Genomic DNA, 18,356 nt, shown 5'->3' with positions numbered 1-18,356 from the left:
ACATTGTAAGGGGGAGAGGTATGAAGACCATTAAGCTTACTATGGGGCAAGCGCTACTAAAATTTCTTGACAATCAGTATATTGAATTCGATGGTCATGAAAATAAATTTGTGAAAGGCGTATTTGCCATTTTTGGTCATGGTGTAGTGGTTGGATTTGGTGAAGCCTTAGAACAGTACAAAGGAGATATGGTCGTTTATCAGGGGAAAAATGAGCAAGGCATGGCTCATGCGGCCATTGGTTATGCAAAACAGAAAAACAGGCGAGAAATTATTGCCTGTACATCTTCCATCGGACCAGGCGCTTTAAATATGGTTACAGCAGCTGGCACGGCTACAGTCAATCGAATTCCCCTCTTACTATTGCCAGGAGATACTTTTGCGTGTCGGCAGCCGGATCCAGTTTTGCAGCAACTTGAAAATCAATCCAGTGTATCCATTACTTCTAATGATGCCTTTAAACCAGTGTCAAGGTACTGGGATCGAGTGGTACGCCCAGAACAATTGATGACAGCCATGATGAATGCCATGCGAGTTTTGACTGATCCTGCTGATACGGGGGCGGTAACCATTTGTTTACCTCAGGATGTGGAAGCTGAAAGCTACGATTATCCTGTAGAATTCTTTGCCAAAAGGGTTCATTACATCACTAGAAGGCTTCCTGCCAAAGGCGAGATTGATAGAGCGACTGAGAAAATAAAAGTTAAGAAAAAACCTTTGATTATTTGTGGCGGTGGCGTGGTATATTCAGAAGCTGGCGATACTCTGCTGAATTTTGCTGAAGAATTTAATATTCCTCTAGGTGAAACGCAAGCAGGGAAGGGCGCTATACCTTGGGATCATCGATTAAATTTAGGTGGCATTGGCGTAACGGGTGGCTTAGCAGCTAATAAAATTGCCAGTGAGGCGGATCTCGTGATTGCTGTCGGTACGAGGCTTTCAGATTTCACAACTGCTTCTAAATGGTTGTTTAAAAATCCAAACGTAGAGTTTTTGTCAATCAATGTTAATTCTTTTGATGCTTACAAAATGAATTCGATGACGATTGTAGCTGATGCGCAGGAAACTCTAAATGCCTTAAGAGATGCTCTTAAGGAGGCCGAGTATATATCCTTGTACACTGAGGAAATAGCTGTTGCAAAAGAAGAGTGGGATGGAGAAGTCAATCGATTGTTTGAAGAAAAAAAAGAAAATGGTCTTTCTCAAGCTCGAGTGCTAGGAGAAATAGCTAAGATCATTGGGCAAGACGCGATTATCGTTGGTTCATCAGGAAGCTTACCTGGAGATTTGCAACGCGTATGGCGACCAGTGAAGCCCAAGACTTATCACATGGAATATGGTTTCTCTTGCATGGGCTATGAAGTTTGCGCTGCGTTGGGTGTCAAAATGGCACAGCCAGACAAAGAAGTATACTCTATGGTGGGTGACGGGAGTTATTTGATGCTTCATTCTGAATTGGTAACAAGTATACAGGAAGGCTACAAGATTAATGTCGTTTTGTTTGACAATAGCGGTTTTGGATGCATTGAAAATCTTCAGAATTCACAGGGAATTCCGTCATTTGCTACCCAGTTTAAATTCCGTGATCCTAAAACCATGAGATTGACTGGTCGAGATATGCCGATTAGCTATGCTGAGTGTGCAAAAGGGTATGGGGCGAAAACCTACACAGTGAGAACGATCGAGGAATTAAAAAATGCTTTTGCAAGTGCAAAGCAACAACAAGTATCAACGCTGATTGATATTAAAGTACTGCCTAAAACCATGACTGGCGGCTACGGTGCATGGTGGCGTGTTGGCGTGCCAGAGGTTTCCGAAAATCCTAATGTAGTGAAGGCATATGAAAGTTTTAAAACAGAAGTTCGTAAAACAAAACAATTCTAAGTTTTGGAGGACAGGAATATGTTTGATAAACAAAGAGTATTGCTCGGGATTGCTCCGATTGCTTGGACTAATGACGATTTGCCAGAATTAGGAGGAGAGAATACGTTTGAGCAATGCGTCAGTGAAATGGCATTAGCTGGATTTACTGGCAGTGAGGTTGGTAATAAATACCCTAAAGATACGGTGGTATTACAAAAAGCATTGTCTCTAAGAGGCATTCAGATTGCCAGTGCTTGGTTTAGTGCATTTTTGACAACCAAACCTTTTGCAGAGACTTGTGATGCCTTTATAAAGCATCGGGATTTTCTATACGAGATGGGAGCAAAAGTCATTGTCGTTGCTGAGCAAGGGCACAGTATACAAGGTTTGATGGAAAGCCCAGTTTTTGAAGACAAGCCTACCTTTTCTGATGCGGAGTGGACAAAACTGGCTCAGGGGCTAGAAAAGTTAGGTGAGCTAGCAGCAGAGAAAGATATGAAAGTTGTATACCATCATCATATGGGGACAGGTGTACAAACTACTAGTGAAATTGAACGGCTCATGGAGATGACGGATCCTAATCTAGTTTATCTGTTATTTGATACTGGACATTTGGTGTTTTCCGGTGATGATCCAGAATATGTGCTCAAAAAATATAGCAACCGGATTAAGCATGTTCATTTGAAGGATATCAGATCGGATATTCTGGGGAAGGTAAAAAAAGAAAAAATGAGTTTCTTGCATGCAGTCAAAGCTGGTGTCTTTACGGTGCCAGGGGATGGAATGATCAATTACGAACCGCTGTTTAAGGTGCTTGATGACGAGCAGTATGAAGGGTGGTTTATTGTGGAGGCGGAGCAGGATCCAGCCTTGGCAAATCCTCTTGAGTATGCAATCAAGGCTAGAGAATATATAAGAGAAAAAACAAGTTTATAGGAGGATGCAGCATGGGAGAGAAAATTAAAGTTGGCGTTATTGGCGCAGGTCGGATTGGGAAAATTCATGCGAGTAATATTATCAAGAATTTTCCTGATGTTGAAGTAAAGGCCATTGCCGATATTTGTGCTGATAACATTCGGGAATGGGCGGTCGGACTTGGTATTTCCACAGTATATGATGATTATAAAAAAATTATTGAAGATCCAGAAATTACTGCCGTTATTATTTGTTCATCTACAAATACCCATTCTCAAATTACCATTGAGGCAGCGCAAGCTGGTAAACATATTTTTTGTGAAAAGCCTATTGATTATGATGTAGATCGCATTCATGCAGCTCTTGCAGCTGTTAAAAAAGCTGGAGTCAAATTTCAAGTGGGCTTTAATCGGCGGTTTGACCATAATTTTAAAAAGGTCAAAGAACTGATTCAAAGTGGTGAAATTGGTGATGTGCAAATCGTCAAAGTCGTGTCGAGAGATCCAGCACCACCACCGATTGAATATGTTAAGGTCTCAGGTGGTATGTTCTTAGATATGACCATTCATGATTTTGATATGGTGCGCTATCTTACAGGCAGTGAAGTGACGGAAGTGTATGCTAACGCTGGCGTACTGGTCGATCAGGCTATCGGAGAAGCTGGTGATGTTGATACTGCACTCATTAGTTTGAAATTAAAAAATGGTGCCATTGGCATGATTGATAATTGCCGAAAAGCCGTCTATGGTTATGATCAACGGGTTGAAGTATTGGGGACTAAAGGAGCCATTAGTGTAGGGAATGATACTCCTACGACTGTGGTTGTCAGTACAGAAGATGCCGTAGTCAATGATAAACCTAAGTACTTCTTTTTAGAAAGATATATGGAGTCCTTCGAAGCTGAAATGAAAGACTTTTTTTATAGCATTGCCCATGATACTGAAACTGTCGTTTCTGGCATTGATGGATTAAAGCCAGTTTTGATCGGTATTGCAGCGCAAAAGTCTTATAAAGAAGGAAAACCAATTCGTTTGGAAGAGTAACTTGCGCTAATACTGGACTTTTCCTCTTCATGGGGGTGATGATCCCCCCATGAAGAGGAGACATGATATATGAAAAGCAAAACTTGGAGTGATTTTATGAAAACGTACAAGGTTGCGGTAATTGCCGGAGATGGAATCGGACCAGAAGTGTTAAGGGAAGGGATTAAAGTCCTGGAAAAAGTTGCAGAACTAGATGGACAGTTTACATTTGAGTTTGTACATTTTCCTTGGAGCTGCCAATATTATCTTAAAAACGGAAAAATGATGGATGAAGATGGAATGGAAAGATTAGCAGCCTTTGATGCTATTTATTTGGGTGCTGTTGGGTATCCAGGAGTTCCAGACCATATTTCATTATGGGATTTGCTTCTTAGAATCAGAAAAGGCTTTGACCAGTATGTAAATTTGCGGCCCATTAAATTACTGGAAGGGGCGTACTGCCCATTGAAAGGTATTGAACGCCAAGATGTGGATATGATTGTCGTTCGTGAAAACAGTGAAGGGGAATATGCGGGGGCGGGTGATTGGCTATTTAAAGGTAAGCCGGAAGAAGTTGTTTTACAAACAGGAGTTTTTTCCCGCAAAGGTACTGAGCGTATTATTCGCTATGCCTATGAATTAGCCCGTAAAACAGGTAAAACATTAACGAGTATCAGTAAGGCGAATGCATTAAATTACTCCATGGTGTTTTGGGATAGTGTATTTGTAGAAGTAGGCAAAGAGTATCCAGATGTTAAGACCTATTCTTATCTCGTAGACGCTGCTAGTATGTTTTTTGTTAGAGAACCTCAAAGGTTTCAAATTGTTGTGACGTCCAATCTTTTTGGAGATATCCTGACTGATTTAGGTGCCGCTGTTGCCGGTGGCATGGGACTTGCTGCAGGAGCTAATATCAATCCTGAAGGTCGATATCCTTCCATGTTTGAACCTGTCCATGGATCGGCTCCAGACATTGCAGGAAAGGCTATCGCGAATCCTTTAGCCTCGATTTGGTCAGCCAGCCAGATGTTGGATTTTTTTGGACATGAGGAATGGGGAAGAATCGTTTTAAAAGCCATTGAACACGTAATGGTGCAAGGAAAATACTTGACACCAGATATGGGAGGAGCGGCAAAAACGGAAGAAGTGGGCGATGCTGTAGTGTCCATACTTTCTAAGATAAAGCAATAAATCATACCAAAGCTTGTTACGGAGAATTTATTTTGTTTGTGGTAGAATAATTATTTTGCGCTTAGTTTTGCACAGTCATTATGGCTGAGGACAGAGGAGGTAGCAATCATAGACGAATATTTTTTAAGCTTAAAAGGAATATGTAAGGTTTTTCCGGGCGTTAAAGCCTTAGATAATATGGATTTAGACATTAAACCAGGAGAAATTCATGCACTTGTAGGCGAAAACGGAGCAGGAAAATCTACTCTCATTAAGATATTAACTGGTGCCTATCAATATGATGAAGGTGAGATGTACTGTCAGGGAGAAAAGGTGTGTTTTTCTAACCCTAAAGATGCTTATACTTTAGGAATTGCTTGCATTTACCAAGAGCTTAGTTTGGCTTCTAATATGACTGTCACGGAAAATATATTTTTAGGGCGGGAACTGCGTATCCCTGGTATCGGTTTACTTGATTATCGTCAGATGAACAAAATTGCTCAACAAGCTATGGATGACCTTGGCATTGAGGTTGATGTACGAAAATTAGTACAATCTTATAGTATGGGTTATCGTCAAATGATAGAAATTGCTCGTGCTCTTGTTGCTAATGCTAAACTAATTATAATGGATGAACCGACCTCTAGTTTATCTTCAAAAGAAGTAACTATTCTTCTCGACAAAATACATAAATTAAAAGAAAAAGGTATTGCTGTTGTCTATATTTCTCACCACTTAGAAGAAGTGATGGATGTTGCTGATCGCATTACAGTTCTGAGAGATGGCTGTAAAATTAAGGTGATGAATAAGCAAGATACGGATACAAATGATTTAATCCAATTAATGGTAGGACGTACGCTGCAAGAGAAATTCCCCAAAATTCCTGCTAAGCAGGGAAATGTAGCCTTGCGAGCGGAAGGGATTACCATAGAAGGTGTATTAGACAATATTTCCTTTGAAGTGCGTTATGGTGAAGTACTGGGATTTTCCGGTTTAGTTGGTGCAGGACGTACAGAATTGGCGCGCGCTATTTTTGGTGCGGATAAAATTGAATCAGGAAAAATTTCCATTGATGGACAAGAAGTTAAAATTAATAGTCCACAAGATGCAATTGCTCATGGAATGGCTTTTTTGACAGAGGATCGAAAAGGACAAGGGCTTGTCCTTATGCATAATATACGATTTAATGCGAGTTTATCAGGTCTTAAGCGATTTTGTAGTTTTGGTTACTTTATCAATACGAAAGTAATGAATACCGAGGTAGATGGCTTAATCAAAGAGCTTCAATTACGTCCCGCCAATCCACTTCTTACGACTCGCTTACTCTCAGGAGGGAATCAACAAAAAGTAGTGATTGCCAAGTGGCTGTGTTCACGGTCAAAAATATTTATCTTTGATGAACCAACGCGGGGGATTGATGTGGGTGCAAAAGTAGAAGTATATAAATTAATTAATCGTTTAGCAGCGGAAGGTGTAGCTGTTATTGTAATTTCTTCCGAATTGCCTGAAGTGATGGGCATTAGTGATCGTATTTTGGTTATGTATGAAGGTAGAATTACCGGTGAATTTGCCAATTCTGAGGCTACGCCATCCCAAATTATGAGAGCAGCTACTGGAGGTGTGAAGTAATGAGTACGAAGCTACAAACCGCGCCCGGTGAAGACCAAGCGCACAAGAGGAAAGTGCGTGAAATAGTACAGCAATTAGGTGCATTACTTGGCTTGGTAGGATTATGTGTTATTTTGACTTTTTCCTCGGAGTATTTTCTCACGATGGACAATATCATGAATATTGCACGGCAATCAGCAATCAATAGCCTTGTTGCTTTAGGTATGCTATTGACTATTTTGACTGCTGGTATTGATTTGTCAGTGGGTTCTATCTTAGCGTTAAGTATTGTTTTAATGGGAATTGTTGTCGTCAAACTGGGGATGTCACCAATTGTTGGTATTATCGTTTGTCTTGGTGTAGGAGCTTTTGTTGGTTTAGTCAATGGTCTGCTTTTAACGAAAATGTCTCTACCCCATCCTTTTATTTCTACAATGGGGACACAGAGTGTGGCCCGGGGGTTGGCGCTCATTGTTACAGCGGCCTCTCCTATTTCAAATTTTCCAGCAGAAATACAATTATTGGGAGGCGGTTTCATAGGACCTGTACCAATCAGCTTTATTTTAGTTGTTTTGGTATATGCGCTTTTTCATATTGTGCTTAACTATACAACTGTTGGACGGCATATTTACGCAGTCGGTGGTAATCCTGAAGCGACACGATTATCTGGAATTAATATTCATAATGTACTGCTTTTTGTTTATACCATTAGTGGCTTAATGGCAGCATTAGCTGGTTTAGTTCTAGTTGGACGTGTTAACTCCGCATATCCATTAGCTGGTTTAGCCTATGAATCGGATGCAATTGCTGCGGTCATTATTGGCGGCGCTAGTTTTATGGGCGGTGAAGGTACTGTATGGGGTACGTTGATTGGTGCCATGATTATGGCAGTCGTGAGAAATGGTCTTAATCTTTTGAGTGTATCTTCGGAGATGCAGACTGTCGCAATTGGTATCGTGATTATCCTAGCCGTATATGTTGATGTCTTGCGTCATAAGGCTGCGAAAAAATTAAAGGCATAGCTATTTGATCTCATGCTGCTCATGATTTATAGAGTATCCTATCGGCATGGTGATGGAGAGAACTGTTATTTTTAAAGGAGGTGGTAGGAGGTATAAATCTGGATTTCTGATTACCTTGGAACTCTAACGAAAACCAAAATTAAAGAGGGGGAATCGTATAATGAAAAAAAGCTTTTCTTTATTCGTGGCGTTATTTTTGATGATGGCTCTAGTGGTTGCTGGTTGCGGTAGCTCAGAAACTTCCAAGAAAGAAGAACCTAAAAAAGAAACCCAGAAGATCAAAATTGGTGTTGTTCTTAAAGCACTGAACAGTGATTATTGGAAGATTGTTGAAGCTGGCGCTAAAGCTGCTGGAGAAAAATATGGTGTCAATGTAACTGTTTTAGGACCAAATGCAGAGACTGATGTAACGGGCCAGATCTCGATGATTGAAGACCAAATCACGAAAAAAGTAAACGGATTAGTCGTGGCGCCATCGCAGCCTGCAAGTGCTATTCCAGTATTTAATAAAGCGAAAGATGCTAAGATCCCTGTCATATTAGGCGATACAGATGCGAACTGGGATGGTAAGGTCTCTTTTGTAGGGACTGGAAATGCCAATGGTGGGAAACTCGCGGGAGAATATTTAGCAAAAAAACTAGGTAAAGGTGGCAAAGTTGTCATTCTTCGCGGCGCGCAAGGTGACCCTACTCATGATGAACGAGCCAATGGTTGCATTGAAGCCTTAAAAGCGGCTGGTCTTGAAGTAGTTGCCGTTCAACCTGCTAATAGTGAACGTGCTATGGCCGTAACTGTAATCGAAAACATTCTTCAAAGCAAACAAGAATTTGGTGCTGTATTTGCTACCAATGATGAAATGGCTTTAGGTGCTGTCAAAGCTTTAGAAGCTGCTCATGTAACTGCGCCAGTAGTTGGTTTCGATGGATCACCTGATGCTCTAACTTCTATTACAGATGGAAAACTTAACGCTTCCATTGCACAAAGTCCTTATAATATTGGATTTAAGGGAGTAGAAGCCGCTATTAAAGCTGCTAAGGGCGAAAGTGTTGATAAACGCATTGATACAGGTACAGAAGTTATTAATACGGATAATGTTAAGCAAAAAAGTGATGAATTGAAAAAAATATTAGGTAAATAATAGCTGATAAAAATCAATTCACTAAACCTATAAAATCCTGCAAAATCTCTTGGAGATATTTTGCAGGATTTTGTTATCGTTTAGGATAAGTATTCAACATGGATGAATCGATAAGCAGGAGGGTAATATGAAATTAACGGTTTTAGTCGATAATAATACGATGATTGATCGGTATTTTACAGGCGAGCCAGGGGTAGCATATTTTATCGAGTGTGACGACCGAAGGTACCTGTTTGATACTGGATACTCAGACATATTCCTAAGGAATGCTACTAAAATGGGTATTAACTTATTAGCTTTAGATGCAGTCGTTATTTCACATGGTCACAATGATCACACATGGGGATTAGGTGAGCTAGCTAAATTGTATTCTGAGGGTGTATATGAAGGATATGAATGCCAAAAACCTATGGTAATAGCTCATCCAGATGCATTTTTAGATAAAAACATTGATGGCTTTGATGTGGGGGCAATGCTTTCTATCCATCAACTAAAAAAAACCTTTTCATTAAAACTTGATAAAGAACCCATATGGCTCACAGAGAAACTTGTATTTTTGGGAGAAATCGAAAGAAATAATTCTTTTGAGGCGAAAACTCCAATCGGAAAAACTCTACGGGATGATAGTTGGGAAGATGATTTTGTTCTTGATGATTCTGCTTTAGTGTATAAATCCAATAAGGGATTAGTGATCATTACCGGATGTTCCCATGGAGGGATTTGTAATATAATCGAATATGCTAAAAAAGTATGCAATGAGGAAAGAGTATACGATGTCATTGGTGGTTTTCACCTTTTAAAGCCCTCTCCACAGAAGCTAAATAATACCGTTGAATACTTCAAGAAATGCCAACCACATGCGCTCTATGCATGCCATTGTACTGATTTGCATTCAAAAATCAGTTTAGCCCAAGTTGCGAATGTTGAAGATGTTGGTGTAGGATTGGTAGTGGAATATAAATGAGAAAAATTAACATGATTTACAGTACAAAACTGTTGGGATGACATACCATCAATCAGTTTACGGTTAATAAAAAAGAACAGCTTATGCTGCTCTTAAGTTGATGGATGATTAGGCCGACCGGTATTTTTGCCACCAAAACCAGTAAAACTTTTTTTATTGTTTTGTGTTTTAGCTTTTTTTAGTGCGAAAGAATCATTAGATTTATTTACTTTTTTCTGTCCCATAAGTATCACCCCCAGAATTATTGTTTACAAATGCGTTAATTTAAAATCAAGAAAGAAAGTCCAATATAAAATCTTTGGAAGTCTGCCTGCGTAGAGTACAAATATAGCAGTGGCGTGGGAAGTTGTCAAATTTGATTTTAATTCTATCGTAATTTTTTTGTATATAATATATTATTTTGGAAATCTTATATAGTTAAAAATAGAAATTGCTTACAAATGTAAGCAATTTTTTATTTACATTAATTAAATAAAAAGGGATTTATTTACTTTTAACGAATTAATGTAAATAACTGGGTATAGGGAGGTTGTCTTGATGATTTCTCCGATTGAACCTATTTACAAGACTGGCTTGAAGAAACAATCAAATCAAAATGGGTATTCACAAACTAGGAAACCGAAAAAAACTTTTAAAGATGTATTAGAGAAAGAAATATCGATGGGGTTAGGTTCTAAAGTTTCAGTGAGAGTATAGGGGTAGTTCAGTTAAAAGTAAGTTTTAATAAAATCATAGATTGAATTTACGAATAAAAATTGAGCTGTAAGGCTCTTTTCTTTTGCAAAAAATTTAGAGGTGGTATATCTGATTTTTTCTTGTTTCTACAAGTATCCATTGCTGAGAATTTACCTATACTAATGGTAGAATTTAATATAGAAATGAAGGAAACTTGAAGAGGGTGGCATTAAGTGTATATAAGGTAATAAATGTTAATTTTCATCAAGTATCTATGATCTATGTGGCGGGCAAGATAGCAATCAAGGAGGGATATTGGTGGACATTAAAAATAACAAATATAAATATAAAGAAGAAGTATCTTTTGAAAGGCGTAATTTATTTAAGAGTTCTTTTGTACGAGGAACTATTATTAGTTATAAATTTGTCAATTATAATTGGGTATATCTTGTAGAATGTGCTGATGATAAGAAATTATTGACTATCCCGGAAGATGATATTTGGTCATTAGAAATTGAATAGATCGATTAAGAAAAATTAATCGGTGGATAGTTATTTTATTTTTAACTCAGATACAGTACTTTTGTATAAGTTACTTAGGGATAGGAATATGATAAAAAATATAACCTAAAATAGTTAAAGTTAATAGAGAAGGAAGTGTTAATGTGTCTTTGAAACCTGATTTTCAAGATGCTTTGCAATTGTTTATTTTTTCAAATTTTCCTATTCTCATGAATCCACTGAATGCTATGAATGTCGTTGTTTCTAACGATATTCTTCCAACTCCTACTGTTTCCGTATCTGCGACTTCGACGATCGATACAACTTCTGTCATCGTGATCACACCAGAAATTGTAAAAGCAATTCAATCCTACGTATTGAATAATTTTCCGAATATCGGATTACCCCAAGATATTCAGGAAGTAGCAAAGGCGTTTTTTGCAAATCTTCCTCCCTTAATTCCAATCGCCCCTAATGTTGAAGCCACCGCTAATGCTGTTACTACCGCTACTTCTACCACTTCATGATAAAGACAAGGGATCAAAATAGAAAATGCCTAGCTAATGTTAACTAATCTTATTATTAATCATTCAAGGTTCCAAACGATAGGTAAGAAACCTTGAATGATTAATAAAGGATTGATATTGTATATTTTTTACAACCCATATATTTACAAACTCGCATATATATTGTAAAATATAACCAAGTAATACTTTGAGAGAATGTTATTGGGGTAAAACCTCAAGGCATTTTTAGCGGTTCATTTTTCACGACGTTTATCAATAAAGAAGTAGCTAAAAATTGGACTAGCTGTGTAAGATGCATGGCATAAAAAAAGCTGTCGGTGATAGACAAGCATATTTGGGGGTATAGACATGTTTGATGATTGGAGTATTTGGGGATCAGTCATTTCCTTAGGTATCATTGCAAAGTTCGTCCATTCTAGTCAAAAACCACAGTATGCGCTTAGTAAGAAAATTAAATATGTACATGTGAGGAGTGTAAAAAAAATTTAGGATTCCTTTTTAGCTGGCTGATTGCCAGCTTTTTTTATTAAATAAAGCTCTTTTTAGTTAAAAATAAATCCTTTAAATAGATGTGTTTCGACATATTTTGCATATGTATGAGATTATAATAATAGTATGACACAATATTAAAACAACCGGAGTGATTTGTGTGGAAAATCTATGTTGTAAGATCGAGTGCTTACGGCAAAGAATGCACGTGGCAGCACTTGAAAAAGGAATGTCGCATCCAGACGTTTTAATGATTAGTTGTAAGTTAGATGAATTGCTAAATGAATTTTATAAAAGATCGTTGGCGAAAAAAACGATGCGATGTGATGAGAGGTCAGTATCTGAATCAGGCTATAAGTTGCATTTATGCCCACCATTTCGTAAATATAGGATAAACCGTATTTACCGAATCACTGAACAAGCAGTGTCAAATGTCTAAAACTCTTAAATTCATGTCTTATATATTTTAACCATCTTGCTCTTGATTGAGTAAGATGGTTTTTATTTGAAAGATAATTGGAGTAATCGTTAATATTTATAATTGTGTCTTTTAATAGCAAATACATAGTAAGTAACCATAAAAATCAAGGAGTGAAAAAAATGAAATTATTAAGTCAAATTGGTTCATTTATTTTAGAGAGATTAGTAAAATATCGTGAGTTAATTTTATAGAATATAAAATTAACAATATACTAACAAGTTTATTACTATTTTGTGGTATAATAAGCTTAGTAGGAAATGCTACTTTATACTTCAATAAGTAAAATAAGGAGGTGGTAAATTTGTTGATTCATACGCAATGTGGATGTGCGATTAGTCTTAATGAACACGGTAAAGGGCAATGCCTTGGTTGTGGCAAAAAAGTTAAAGTTCGAATATCGAATAAGTAAATGAACCGTCTATCTTTTGGTAGGTGGTTTTTTTATTTATCTAAAAGATAAAAATACCTTGTCATATTTTTGATATCAGAATTATTTTATTGAAAAATAATTTAATAAATAGAGAGAAAAAGGTATTTTTTTGTTTAATGACGAAAGTTATAAAATGAAAAAATATCAAAAAAAGGAAATAAGTGATTAAACCAAGAAATAAAATAGCAAAATCATAATACTCCATGAAAGTTAGTGGCAAGGTTATGAAAACTTATGTAAGAGCTATTAAGAATTAGCAATTATAATTCATATTTAATTAAGAAATTGTTTGCAGAGCGAAATTTTAAAATGGTTAGTAGATCGCTAAAAAATGAAATGGAGGATTGAAAATACTAAGCAATAAAATAATTTGTAAATTGCTGTGCAAATAAAACAGAAAGTTAAAACTTTTCGAAATTATGTATTGATTGCAAGCTGGAATTTAAAGAGATAATGAAAAAATATGATATAGCATGGAGGATAAAATGAATATATTAAATGATATGAAAGTAAGTCGCAAATTAGGTATACTCGTTGTTATTGCTTTATTATCGATGAGTATTATAGGGTATACAGGATATTATTATCTTCAGCAGTCAAATTCGGATATTAACACACTGTATGGAGAACACTTAGTACCAATTTCTCTCATCAATGAAAATCGTGCTCATATTAATAAAGTAAACGCTGCAATTTTAGAGTTGATGATTACAACGGATGATAAAAAAAATAATGAGTTAAAAGCCATTATTGATGAACGTGTAAAAGCCTTTAACGCTAATATGGAACAACTTGATAAAGCTCATCTGGATAGTAATGAGAAGGAACAGTTGAGTGGAATTAAAACCGCAATAGGTAAGTATCGTACTGCCAGACAGCCAGTGATTGAATTGGCATTACAACATAAAAATGCGGAAGCTTATTTATTATATACGACTTCTGTTGATCCCTTAGTAAATGACGCAAATAATCGATGTATAGAACTTGCAAAATATAGTATTAAAATATCAAAACAGGTGCATGCTGATAATAATAATTCTTTCGAAAAATCAACACGTAGTGTAATTGGTATTATCCTACTATCTTTGGTCATCTTAGGCGTCAGTGGGTGGTACATTACTAAAATCATCGCAACTCCCCTCACTGTAATGGTATCGGTTTGTAAAGAGCTTGCAACTGGTGATTTTCGTGAGAAACCACGAAAAATTCTGCGAAAGGATGAGGTTGGCCAAGTGGCTGACGCTTTATCGGATATGCGGATGGCGATTTACGAATTGATGAAACAAATTAATGGTTCTTCTGAACAGTTGGCAGCTTCTTCAGAAGAACTGACTGCTAGTGCTGATCAAGCGGCTCAAGCAGCTAGTCAAGTTGCCACATCAATTAATGATGTGGCACATGGTGCAGAGGAACAATTAAGTGTGGCTGATGGTACATCAGCTGTGGTACAAGAAATGTCAGTAAGTATTCAGCAAATTTCTAGTAATGCTAAAGATGTATCCGAGCAATCAGCTCAGGCGGCTAATAAGGCAAAAGACGGTAATATATCTGTGGAGAAAGCCATTAATCAGATGGCCCATATTGAACAGACTGTCACGACCTCGGCTGTGGTGGTTGCCAAACTGGGAGAACGTTCGAAAGAAATTGGACAGATTGTAGATACGATTTCAGGTATTGCCAGCCAGACTAACTTATTGGCCTTAAATGCTGCGATTGAAGCAGCGCGGGCAGGAGAACAAGGGCGCGGTTTTGCTGTTGTAGCAGAAGAAGTCCGCAAATTAGCAGAACAATCACAAGATGCAGCAAAGCATATTAGTAAATTAATTGGTGAAATTCAAGGAGATACTGACAAGGCTGTGGTAGCTATGAATGACGGTACTCGTGAAGTGAAGCTTGGAGCAGAAGTAATAAATGAAACTGGAAAAACATTCCAAGAAATTGCCAATTTAGTCGATCAGGTTTCAGATCAGACACAAGGAATATCGGCTGCTATTGAACATATGTCGATGGGTAGTGAGCATATTGTTGATTCCGTGCAACAAATCGATACGCTAAGCAAAAAGGTTTCTGGGCAGGCACAGACCGTATCTGCTGCCACGGAAGAACAATCGGCAGCGATGGAAGAAATTGCTTCATCCAGTCAAGCATTAGCTGATTTAGCAATGGAGCTTCGTGAAGCTGTTGGTAAATTTCAAATTTAAATAAGGAGACTCCTTAACCGAAACTTATCTCGTTAGGGATTGATTCAATAGATAATCTGTCGATTCAGATGATTGGATTTTACGAAAACAACAAATCGTACGGGAAAAGGCCAGGAGAAGTCCTGGTCTTTTGGTTTAACGGTATCTTTACTTAGCTACAAGGTTGCCTGTGAAGGAAGAAGGCGCATTGTTAGCGAATGTAAGAAAAAATATAATTACATAAGAGGAGGCTGATTATGGCTCAATATTCCGTATTAATTGTAGATGATGATGTAAAATTAGTAAAACTGTTGCAAACTTATTTTGATAAAGATGGTTTTATCACTTATTCTGTCAATGATGGACTAGATGCCCTCGTAGCAGTTCGAGAAAAAAAACCAGATATTATTGTTTTAGATTTAATGCTACCTGGTCTTGATGGCTGGGGAGTTTGCCGAAGAATTCGCCGGGATAGTGATGTACCGATCATTATGTTGACGGCCCGAGATGAAGAAAGCGATCGGTTAGTAGGTCTTGAAATTGGCGCCGATGATTATGTGACAAAACCTTTTAGCCCCAAAGAAGTTGTAGCGCGGGCGAAGGTTATTTTGCGCCGAACCCATAAAGAGATGTCACGTTACGAACCTCTGAAAGTTGGGAATTTAGTGATTGACTTAGAACGGCATCAGGTTACGCAAGATGCTCAACCGATTGAATTGACGCCGACAGAGTTTAAATTGTTAGAACTATTGGTTGGGAATGCTGATAAAGTATTCAGCCGTTTACAAATTGTTGAACAGACCCAAGGGTATACCTTTGAAGGCTATGAGCGGACAGTTGATGCTCATATTAAAAATTTACGTCGTAAAATAGAGATAAATCCGAAGATACCTCAATATATTCAAACTGTATATGGAATCGGTTATAAATTCTCCAGTGATACTGATGAATAGCATTACTTATCGTATTACAGGATTAATGTTTTTAGTTGTTGCTCTCACTGTTATTCTTTTAATTTATCTGGCGAATGTTCAGATGACTGGTCAATTCAAAGAGTATCGGATTGTACAGCAGATGGAAATGAGTCAAAATAGTACCCAAGGACATGACCATGATAGTACGCCGACCATGACAGTTGTGATGGGACCTTTAGAAGAAACCTTTCTCATGTCAGTTCATAATTCTTTAATTTGGGTAGGATTGGCAATTCTAACAGTGGGACTGGCCGCTAGTTATGCCTTAGCCCGCAGTATTACTGTACCCCTTCGTAATTTAAGTCAAGCCGCCGAACAAATCGCCCAAGGTAATTTTGGGCAAACGGTGCCGATCGAAACGAAGGATGAAGTCGGACATCTAGCTGCTATTTTTAATAGAATGGCTGAGGTATTGGCTACAAATACAAATTTACGGCGGCAACTGTTGGCTAATATTGCTCATGAATTACGTACGCCCCTTGCAGTGATCCAAGGACATTTAGAAGGTATGATCGATGGCGTGATTGAGCCGAGTAAAGAGCAACTTAGTTCACTACATGAAGAAGCAATTCGCTTGAACCGCTTGATTAAAGAATTACGCGATTTGTCCTTGGCGGAAGTTCGTCAATTAGCCCTGGAAAAAAGAGCAGTCGATGTTAATCAACTGATTAGCCGGGTGGTTACAATGCTAAGACCAATGGCTGACGAAAAAAATATTCACATTAAGTATTCTTTAGCGCAGGATATACCAGAAGTGATTGTCGATAATGATCGCATGAACCAGGTATTTTATAATATATTAGTGAATGCCATTCGATATTCACCAGTAGAAGGTCAAGTACAGGTCGTAACATCTATACAAGATAAAGAAAATAGTCAGTGGCTTATTGTGTCGATTCAAGATAATGGATCTGGTATCGCAGCAGAAGATGTACCCTATATATTTGATCACTTTTATCGGGGAGATAAGTCGAGAGACCGCAAAAGCGGTGGATCTGGTCTGGGGCTCGCGATTGTCAAGCAACTTGTAGAAATTCATGGTGGGCAGGTGGCGGTCACAAGTCAAGTGGGAAAAGGAAGTCTATTTGAAGTGCGATTGCCTCTTACTAGAGTTGGATCGAATTGAGTATAACAAAGCAGCCCTAAGAGGGCTGCTTTGTTATTTAAGTCAGATTCCTCAGCTCAGATGTGGATTGAATAATGATCAATGATATTGTGGCTCACCCATCATTATGCTTTATATTTTGAAAAATTAAAGTTCACAGAAAATATAAAGTTCGCTTGACAAAATTTAGTAGAGCAACTACAATAGTCCTATTGGCGTTGATAATGATAATTAAAATCAAATGAATAGAAAGTATCATTGTCACAGTTTATTGGTATCAGAAGGTTGTTTTTACTCATTTATGATTGATTATTAAATAGGGAGGCATAGAGAATGTGATGAAACGTTAACAAAAAGTTTTGTTGAATATCTATGGTGACTGAGAGGAAAGTGAGGTAGCGCATCATGTCTTATACGGTTCGTTGGCGGACAGCAATTGCATTATCGGTTTTTTTTCACATATTTTTTGGAATGGCAGTTGGTTATATGACTTTCCAGCTTACTGTCTCACCACCCGCCGATGAACAAGTAATCGAGCTAGATGTAAGTACCTTGTCTGATCGTGAGGAGTTAGAAGAACCCGAACTAGAAATACCGTCACCCAATCTGCCTGTGCAGGAAACTGCGCCATTGGCAGAGGAGACGATACCGACCGAAACGCCACCTATAGCGAGTGACGACATAGTGGAACCTAAGCCAATACCAATCCAAGTAGTCACAGCAACACCCGATACGACTACTGTCATAAATAATAATAAACACAGTGTGATGGGTACACCACCAGTTGTATTAACACGGGTTGATCCTACCTATCCTTCTGAAGTCGATCAAATTGGTCGTAAAATTATTGTAGTCCTTAGGATGAAAATCATGGAAAATGGTTTGCCTGGCAAGGTTGAAGTCGCTGTTTCATCAGGGCAAAAAAGTATCAATGATGCCGCCATCGCCGCTGCTAAAAAATGGCGTTTTGAGCCTGCAAAGGATCGTGAAGGACGTCCAATTGTTTGTTCGACGATATTGTCCATCCCCTTTACACCAGAGTAATTGATAATAAGAAAAACAACTAGTTAAGATTATTTACTAATTATGTTGTATCGTAGAGTTTTAAATTGATAATGATTACTAATCTTGTAAAAACATGTAATTTTATCCTTGCTAACTCATTATAGAAGAATGATTCTGCAATTTTGCAGTAGAATATTTTCGATTGAAGTAGGTCTGTTTTTTTACTCATATATTGAGAATGATTTTTATTTTCAACACATGAGTAAGCAAAAGAAAATGAAAGGAGGT

Annotated in this window: 18 protein-coding genes; 17 read left to right on the top strand and 1 reads right to left on the bottom strand. The window is 37.8% G+C overall.

Translation table 11 applies throughout. From position 1 onward, the window contains the following. Positions 1 to 20: 20 nt before the first annotated feature. From iolD to ACAN52_RS16225, 8 genes are all read left to right on the top strand, one after another. The gene (iolD, locus tag ACAN52_RS16260; protein WP_378955978.1) at positions 21 to 1,883 is read left to right on the top strand and encodes a 3D-(3,5/4)-trihydroxycyclohexane-1,2-dione acylhydrolase (decyclizing); all 1,863 of its coding nucleotides are present in this window, start codon (positions 21 to 23) and stop codon (positions 1,881 to 1,883) included. A gap of 18 nt (positions 1,884 to 1,901) precedes the next feature. Next, complete coding sequence (gene iolE / locus ACAN52_RS16255; protein ID WP_378955977.1) at positions 1,902 to 2,798, top strand: myo-inosose-2 dehydratase; 897 nt, start codon at positions 1,902 to 1,904, stop codon at positions 2,796 to 2,798. A gap of 11 nt (positions 2,799 to 2,809) precedes the next feature. Further along, positions 2,810 to 3,820: an inositol 2-dehydrogenase gene (gene iolG, locus ACAN52_RS16250; RefSeq protein ID WP_378955976.1), complete on the top strand. Its 1,011-nt coding sequence runs from the start codon at positions 2,810 to 2,812 to the stop codon at positions 3,818 to 3,820. A gap of 96 nt (positions 3,821 to 3,916) precedes the next feature. After that, positions 3,917 to 4,990 carry a tartrate dehydrogenase gene (locus ACAN52_RS16245; RefSeq protein ID WP_378956015.1) on the top strand — a complete coding sequence of 358 codons (1,074 nt, stop codon included), beginning with the start codon at positions 3,917 to 3,919 and terminating at the stop codon, positions 4,988 to 4,990. A gap of 177 nt (positions 4,991 to 5,167) precedes the next feature. Further along, positions 5,168 to 6,598, top strand: coding sequence for a sugar ABC transporter ATP-binding protein (locus tag ACAN52_RS16240; protein ID WP_378955975.1), 1,431 nt, complete (start codon positions 5,168 to 5,170; stop codon positions 6,596 to 6,598). Next, positions 6,598 to 7,599, top strand: a complete 1,002-nt coding sequence (locus ACAN52_RS16235) for an ABC transporter permease (RefSeq protein ID WP_378955974.1) — start codon at positions 6,598 to 6,600, stop codon at positions 7,597 to 7,599. The genes ACAN52_RS16240 and ACAN52_RS16235 overlap by 1 nt, the downstream gene beginning before the upstream one ends. 160 nt (positions 7,600 to 7,759) lie before the next feature. Then, positions 7,760 to 8,737 carry a sugar ABC transporter substrate-binding protein gene (locus tag ACAN52_RS16230; RefSeq protein ID WP_378955973.1) on the top strand — a complete coding sequence of 326 codons (978 nt, stop codon included), beginning with the start codon at positions 7,760 to 7,762 and terminating at the stop codon, positions 8,735 to 8,737. Positions 8,738 to 8,864: 127 nt separating this feature from the next. Further along, complete coding sequence (locus ACAN52_RS16225) at positions 8,865 to 9,701, top strand: MBL fold metallo-hydrolase (RefSeq protein WP_378955972.1); 837 nt, start codon at positions 8,865 to 8,867, stop codon at positions 9,699 to 9,701. A 92-nt stretch (positions 9,702 to 9,793) separates the two neighbouring features. On the opposite strand, the gene ACAN52_RS16220 is transcribed toward ACAN52_RS16225, so the two are convergent. Then, entirely contained in the window at positions 9,794 to 9,925 is a 132-nt protein-coding gene (locus tag ACAN52_RS16220) for a hypothetical protein (protein ID WP_378955971.1), read from the bottom strand. A 313-nt stretch (positions 9,926 to 10,238) separates the two neighbouring features. Between ACAN52_RS16220 and ACAN52_RS16215 the strand changes: the two genes are divergently transcribed. The 9 genes from ACAN52_RS16215 to ACAN52_RS16175 all read left to right on the top strand — a co-directional run bounded on the left by ACAN52_RS16215 (position 10,239) and on the right by ACAN52_RS16175 (position 18,107). Further along, entirely contained in the window at positions 10,239 to 10,397 is a 159-nt protein-coding gene (locus tag ACAN52_RS16215) for a hypothetical protein (RefSeq protein ID WP_378955970.1), read from the top strand. 297 nt (positions 10,398 to 10,694) lie between these two features. Next, a complete protein-coding gene (locus tag ACAN52_RS16210) occupies positions 10,695 to 10,898 on the top strand; it encodes a hypothetical protein (protein ID WP_378955969.1) in 204 nt (67 codons plus the stop codon). A 143-nt stretch (positions 10,899 to 11,041) separates the two neighbouring features. Beyond that, positions 11,042 to 11,404: a hypothetical protein gene (locus ACAN52_RS16205; RefSeq protein WP_378955968.1), complete on the top strand. Its 363-nt coding sequence runs from the start codon at positions 11,042 to 11,044 to the stop codon at positions 11,402 to 11,404. Between the two features lie 348 nt (positions 11,405 to 11,752). After that, positions 11,753 to 11,893 carry a hypothetical protein gene (locus ACAN52_RS16200; protein WP_378955967.1) on the top strand — a complete coding sequence of 47 codons (141 nt, stop codon included), beginning with the start codon at positions 11,753 to 11,755 and terminating at the stop codon, positions 11,891 to 11,893. A gap of 151 nt (positions 11,894 to 12,044) precedes the next feature. Continuing rightward, positions 12,045 to 12,332, top strand: coding sequence for a Spo0E family sporulation regulatory protein-aspartic acid phosphatase (locus ACAN52_RS16195; RefSeq protein WP_378955966.1), 288 nt, complete (start codon positions 12,045 to 12,047; stop codon positions 12,330 to 12,332). A 957-nt stretch (positions 12,333 to 13,289) separates the two neighbouring features. Further along, positions 13,290 to 15,005, top strand: coding sequence for a methyl-accepting chemotaxis protein (locus tag ACAN52_RS16190; protein ID WP_378955964.1), 1,716 nt, complete (start codon positions 13,290 to 13,292; stop codon positions 15,003 to 15,005). 236 nt (positions 15,006 to 15,241) lie between these two features. Further along, positions 15,242 to 15,937 carry a response regulator gene (locus ACAN52_RS16185; RefSeq protein WP_378955963.1) on the top strand — a complete coding sequence of 232 codons (696 nt, stop codon included), beginning with the start codon at positions 15,242 to 15,244 and terminating at the stop codon, positions 15,935 to 15,937. After that, the gene (locus tag ACAN52_RS16180) at positions 15,930 to 17,084 is read left to right on the top strand and encodes a sensor histidine kinase (RefSeq protein WP_378955962.1); all 1,155 of its coding nucleotides are present in this window, start codon (positions 15,930 to 15,932) and stop codon (positions 17,082 to 17,084) included. Before ACAN52_RS16185 ends, ACAN52_RS16180 begins: the two co-directional genes overlap by 8 nt. 384 nt (positions 17,085 to 17,468) lie before the next feature. Next, a complete protein-coding gene (locus ACAN52_RS16175) occupies positions 17,469 to 18,107 on the top strand; it encodes an energy transducer TonB (RefSeq protein WP_378955961.1) in 639 nt (212 codons plus the stop codon). Positions 18,108 to 18,356: the final 249 nt, after the last annotated feature.

This window comes from Pelosinus sp. sgz500959 (genome assembly GCF_042610375.1).
Lineage (GTDB): Bacteria > Bacillota > Negativicutes > DSM-13327 > DSM-13327 > CTSoil-075.
This window is presented reverse-complemented; position numbering and strand designations above follow the sequence as displayed.

Coding starts and splice junctions, on each gene's coding strand:
- ACAN52_RS16245 (WP_378956015.1), top strand. CDS start 3,917: ATGAAAACGTACAAGGTTGCGGTAATTGCCGGAGATGGAATCGGACCA.
- iolE (WP_378955977.1), top strand. CDS start 1,902: ATGTTTGATAAACAAAGAGTATTGCTCGGGATTGCTCCGATTGCTTGG.
- ACAN52_RS16190 (WP_378955964.1), top strand. CDS start 13,290: ATGAATATATTAAATGATATGAAAGTAAGTCGCAAATTAGGTATACTC.
- ACAN52_RS16180 (WP_378955962.1), top strand. CDS start 15,930: ATGAATAGCATTACTTATCGTATTACAGGATTAATGTTTTTAGTTGTT.
- ACAN52_RS16200 (WP_378955967.1), top strand. CDS start 11,753: ATGTTTGATGATTGGAGTATTTGGGGATCAGTCATTTCCTTAGGTATC.
- ACAN52_RS16185 (WP_378955963.1), top strand. CDS start 15,242: ATGGCTCAATATTCCGTATTAATTGTAGATGATGATGTAAAATTAGTA.
- ACAN52_RS16175 (WP_378955961.1), top strand. CDS start 17,469: ATGTCTTATACGGTTCGTTGGCGGACAGCAATTGCATTATCGGTTTTT.
- ACAN52_RS16220 (WP_378955971.1), bottom strand. CDS start 9,925: ATGGGACAGAAAAAAGTAAATAAATCTAATGATTCTTTCGCACTAAAA.
- ACAN52_RS16240 (WP_378955975.1), top strand. CDS start 5,168: ATGGATTTAGACATTAAACCAGGAGAAATTCATGCACTTGTAGGCGAA.
- ACAN52_RS16230 (WP_378955973.1), top strand. CDS start 7,760: ATGAAAAAAAGCTTTTCTTTATTCGTGGCGTTATTTTTGATGATGGCT.
- ACAN52_RS16215 (WP_378955970.1), top strand. CDS start 10,239: ATGATTTCTCCGATTGAACCTATTTACAAGACTGGCTTGAAGAAACAA.
- ACAN52_RS16225 (WP_378955972.1), top strand. CDS start 8,865: ATGAAATTAACGGTTTTAGTCGATAATAATACGATGATTGATCGGTAT.
- iolD (WP_378955978.1), top strand. CDS start 21: ATGAAGACCATTAAGCTTACTATGGGGCAAGCGCTACTAAAATTTCTT.
- ACAN52_RS16235 (WP_378955974.1), top strand. CDS start 6,598: ATGAGTACGAAGCTACAAACCGCGCCCGGTGAAGACCAAGCGCACAAG.
- iolG (WP_378955976.1), top strand. CDS start 2,810: ATGGGAGAGAAAATTAAAGTTGGCGTTATTGGCGCAGGTCGGATTGGG.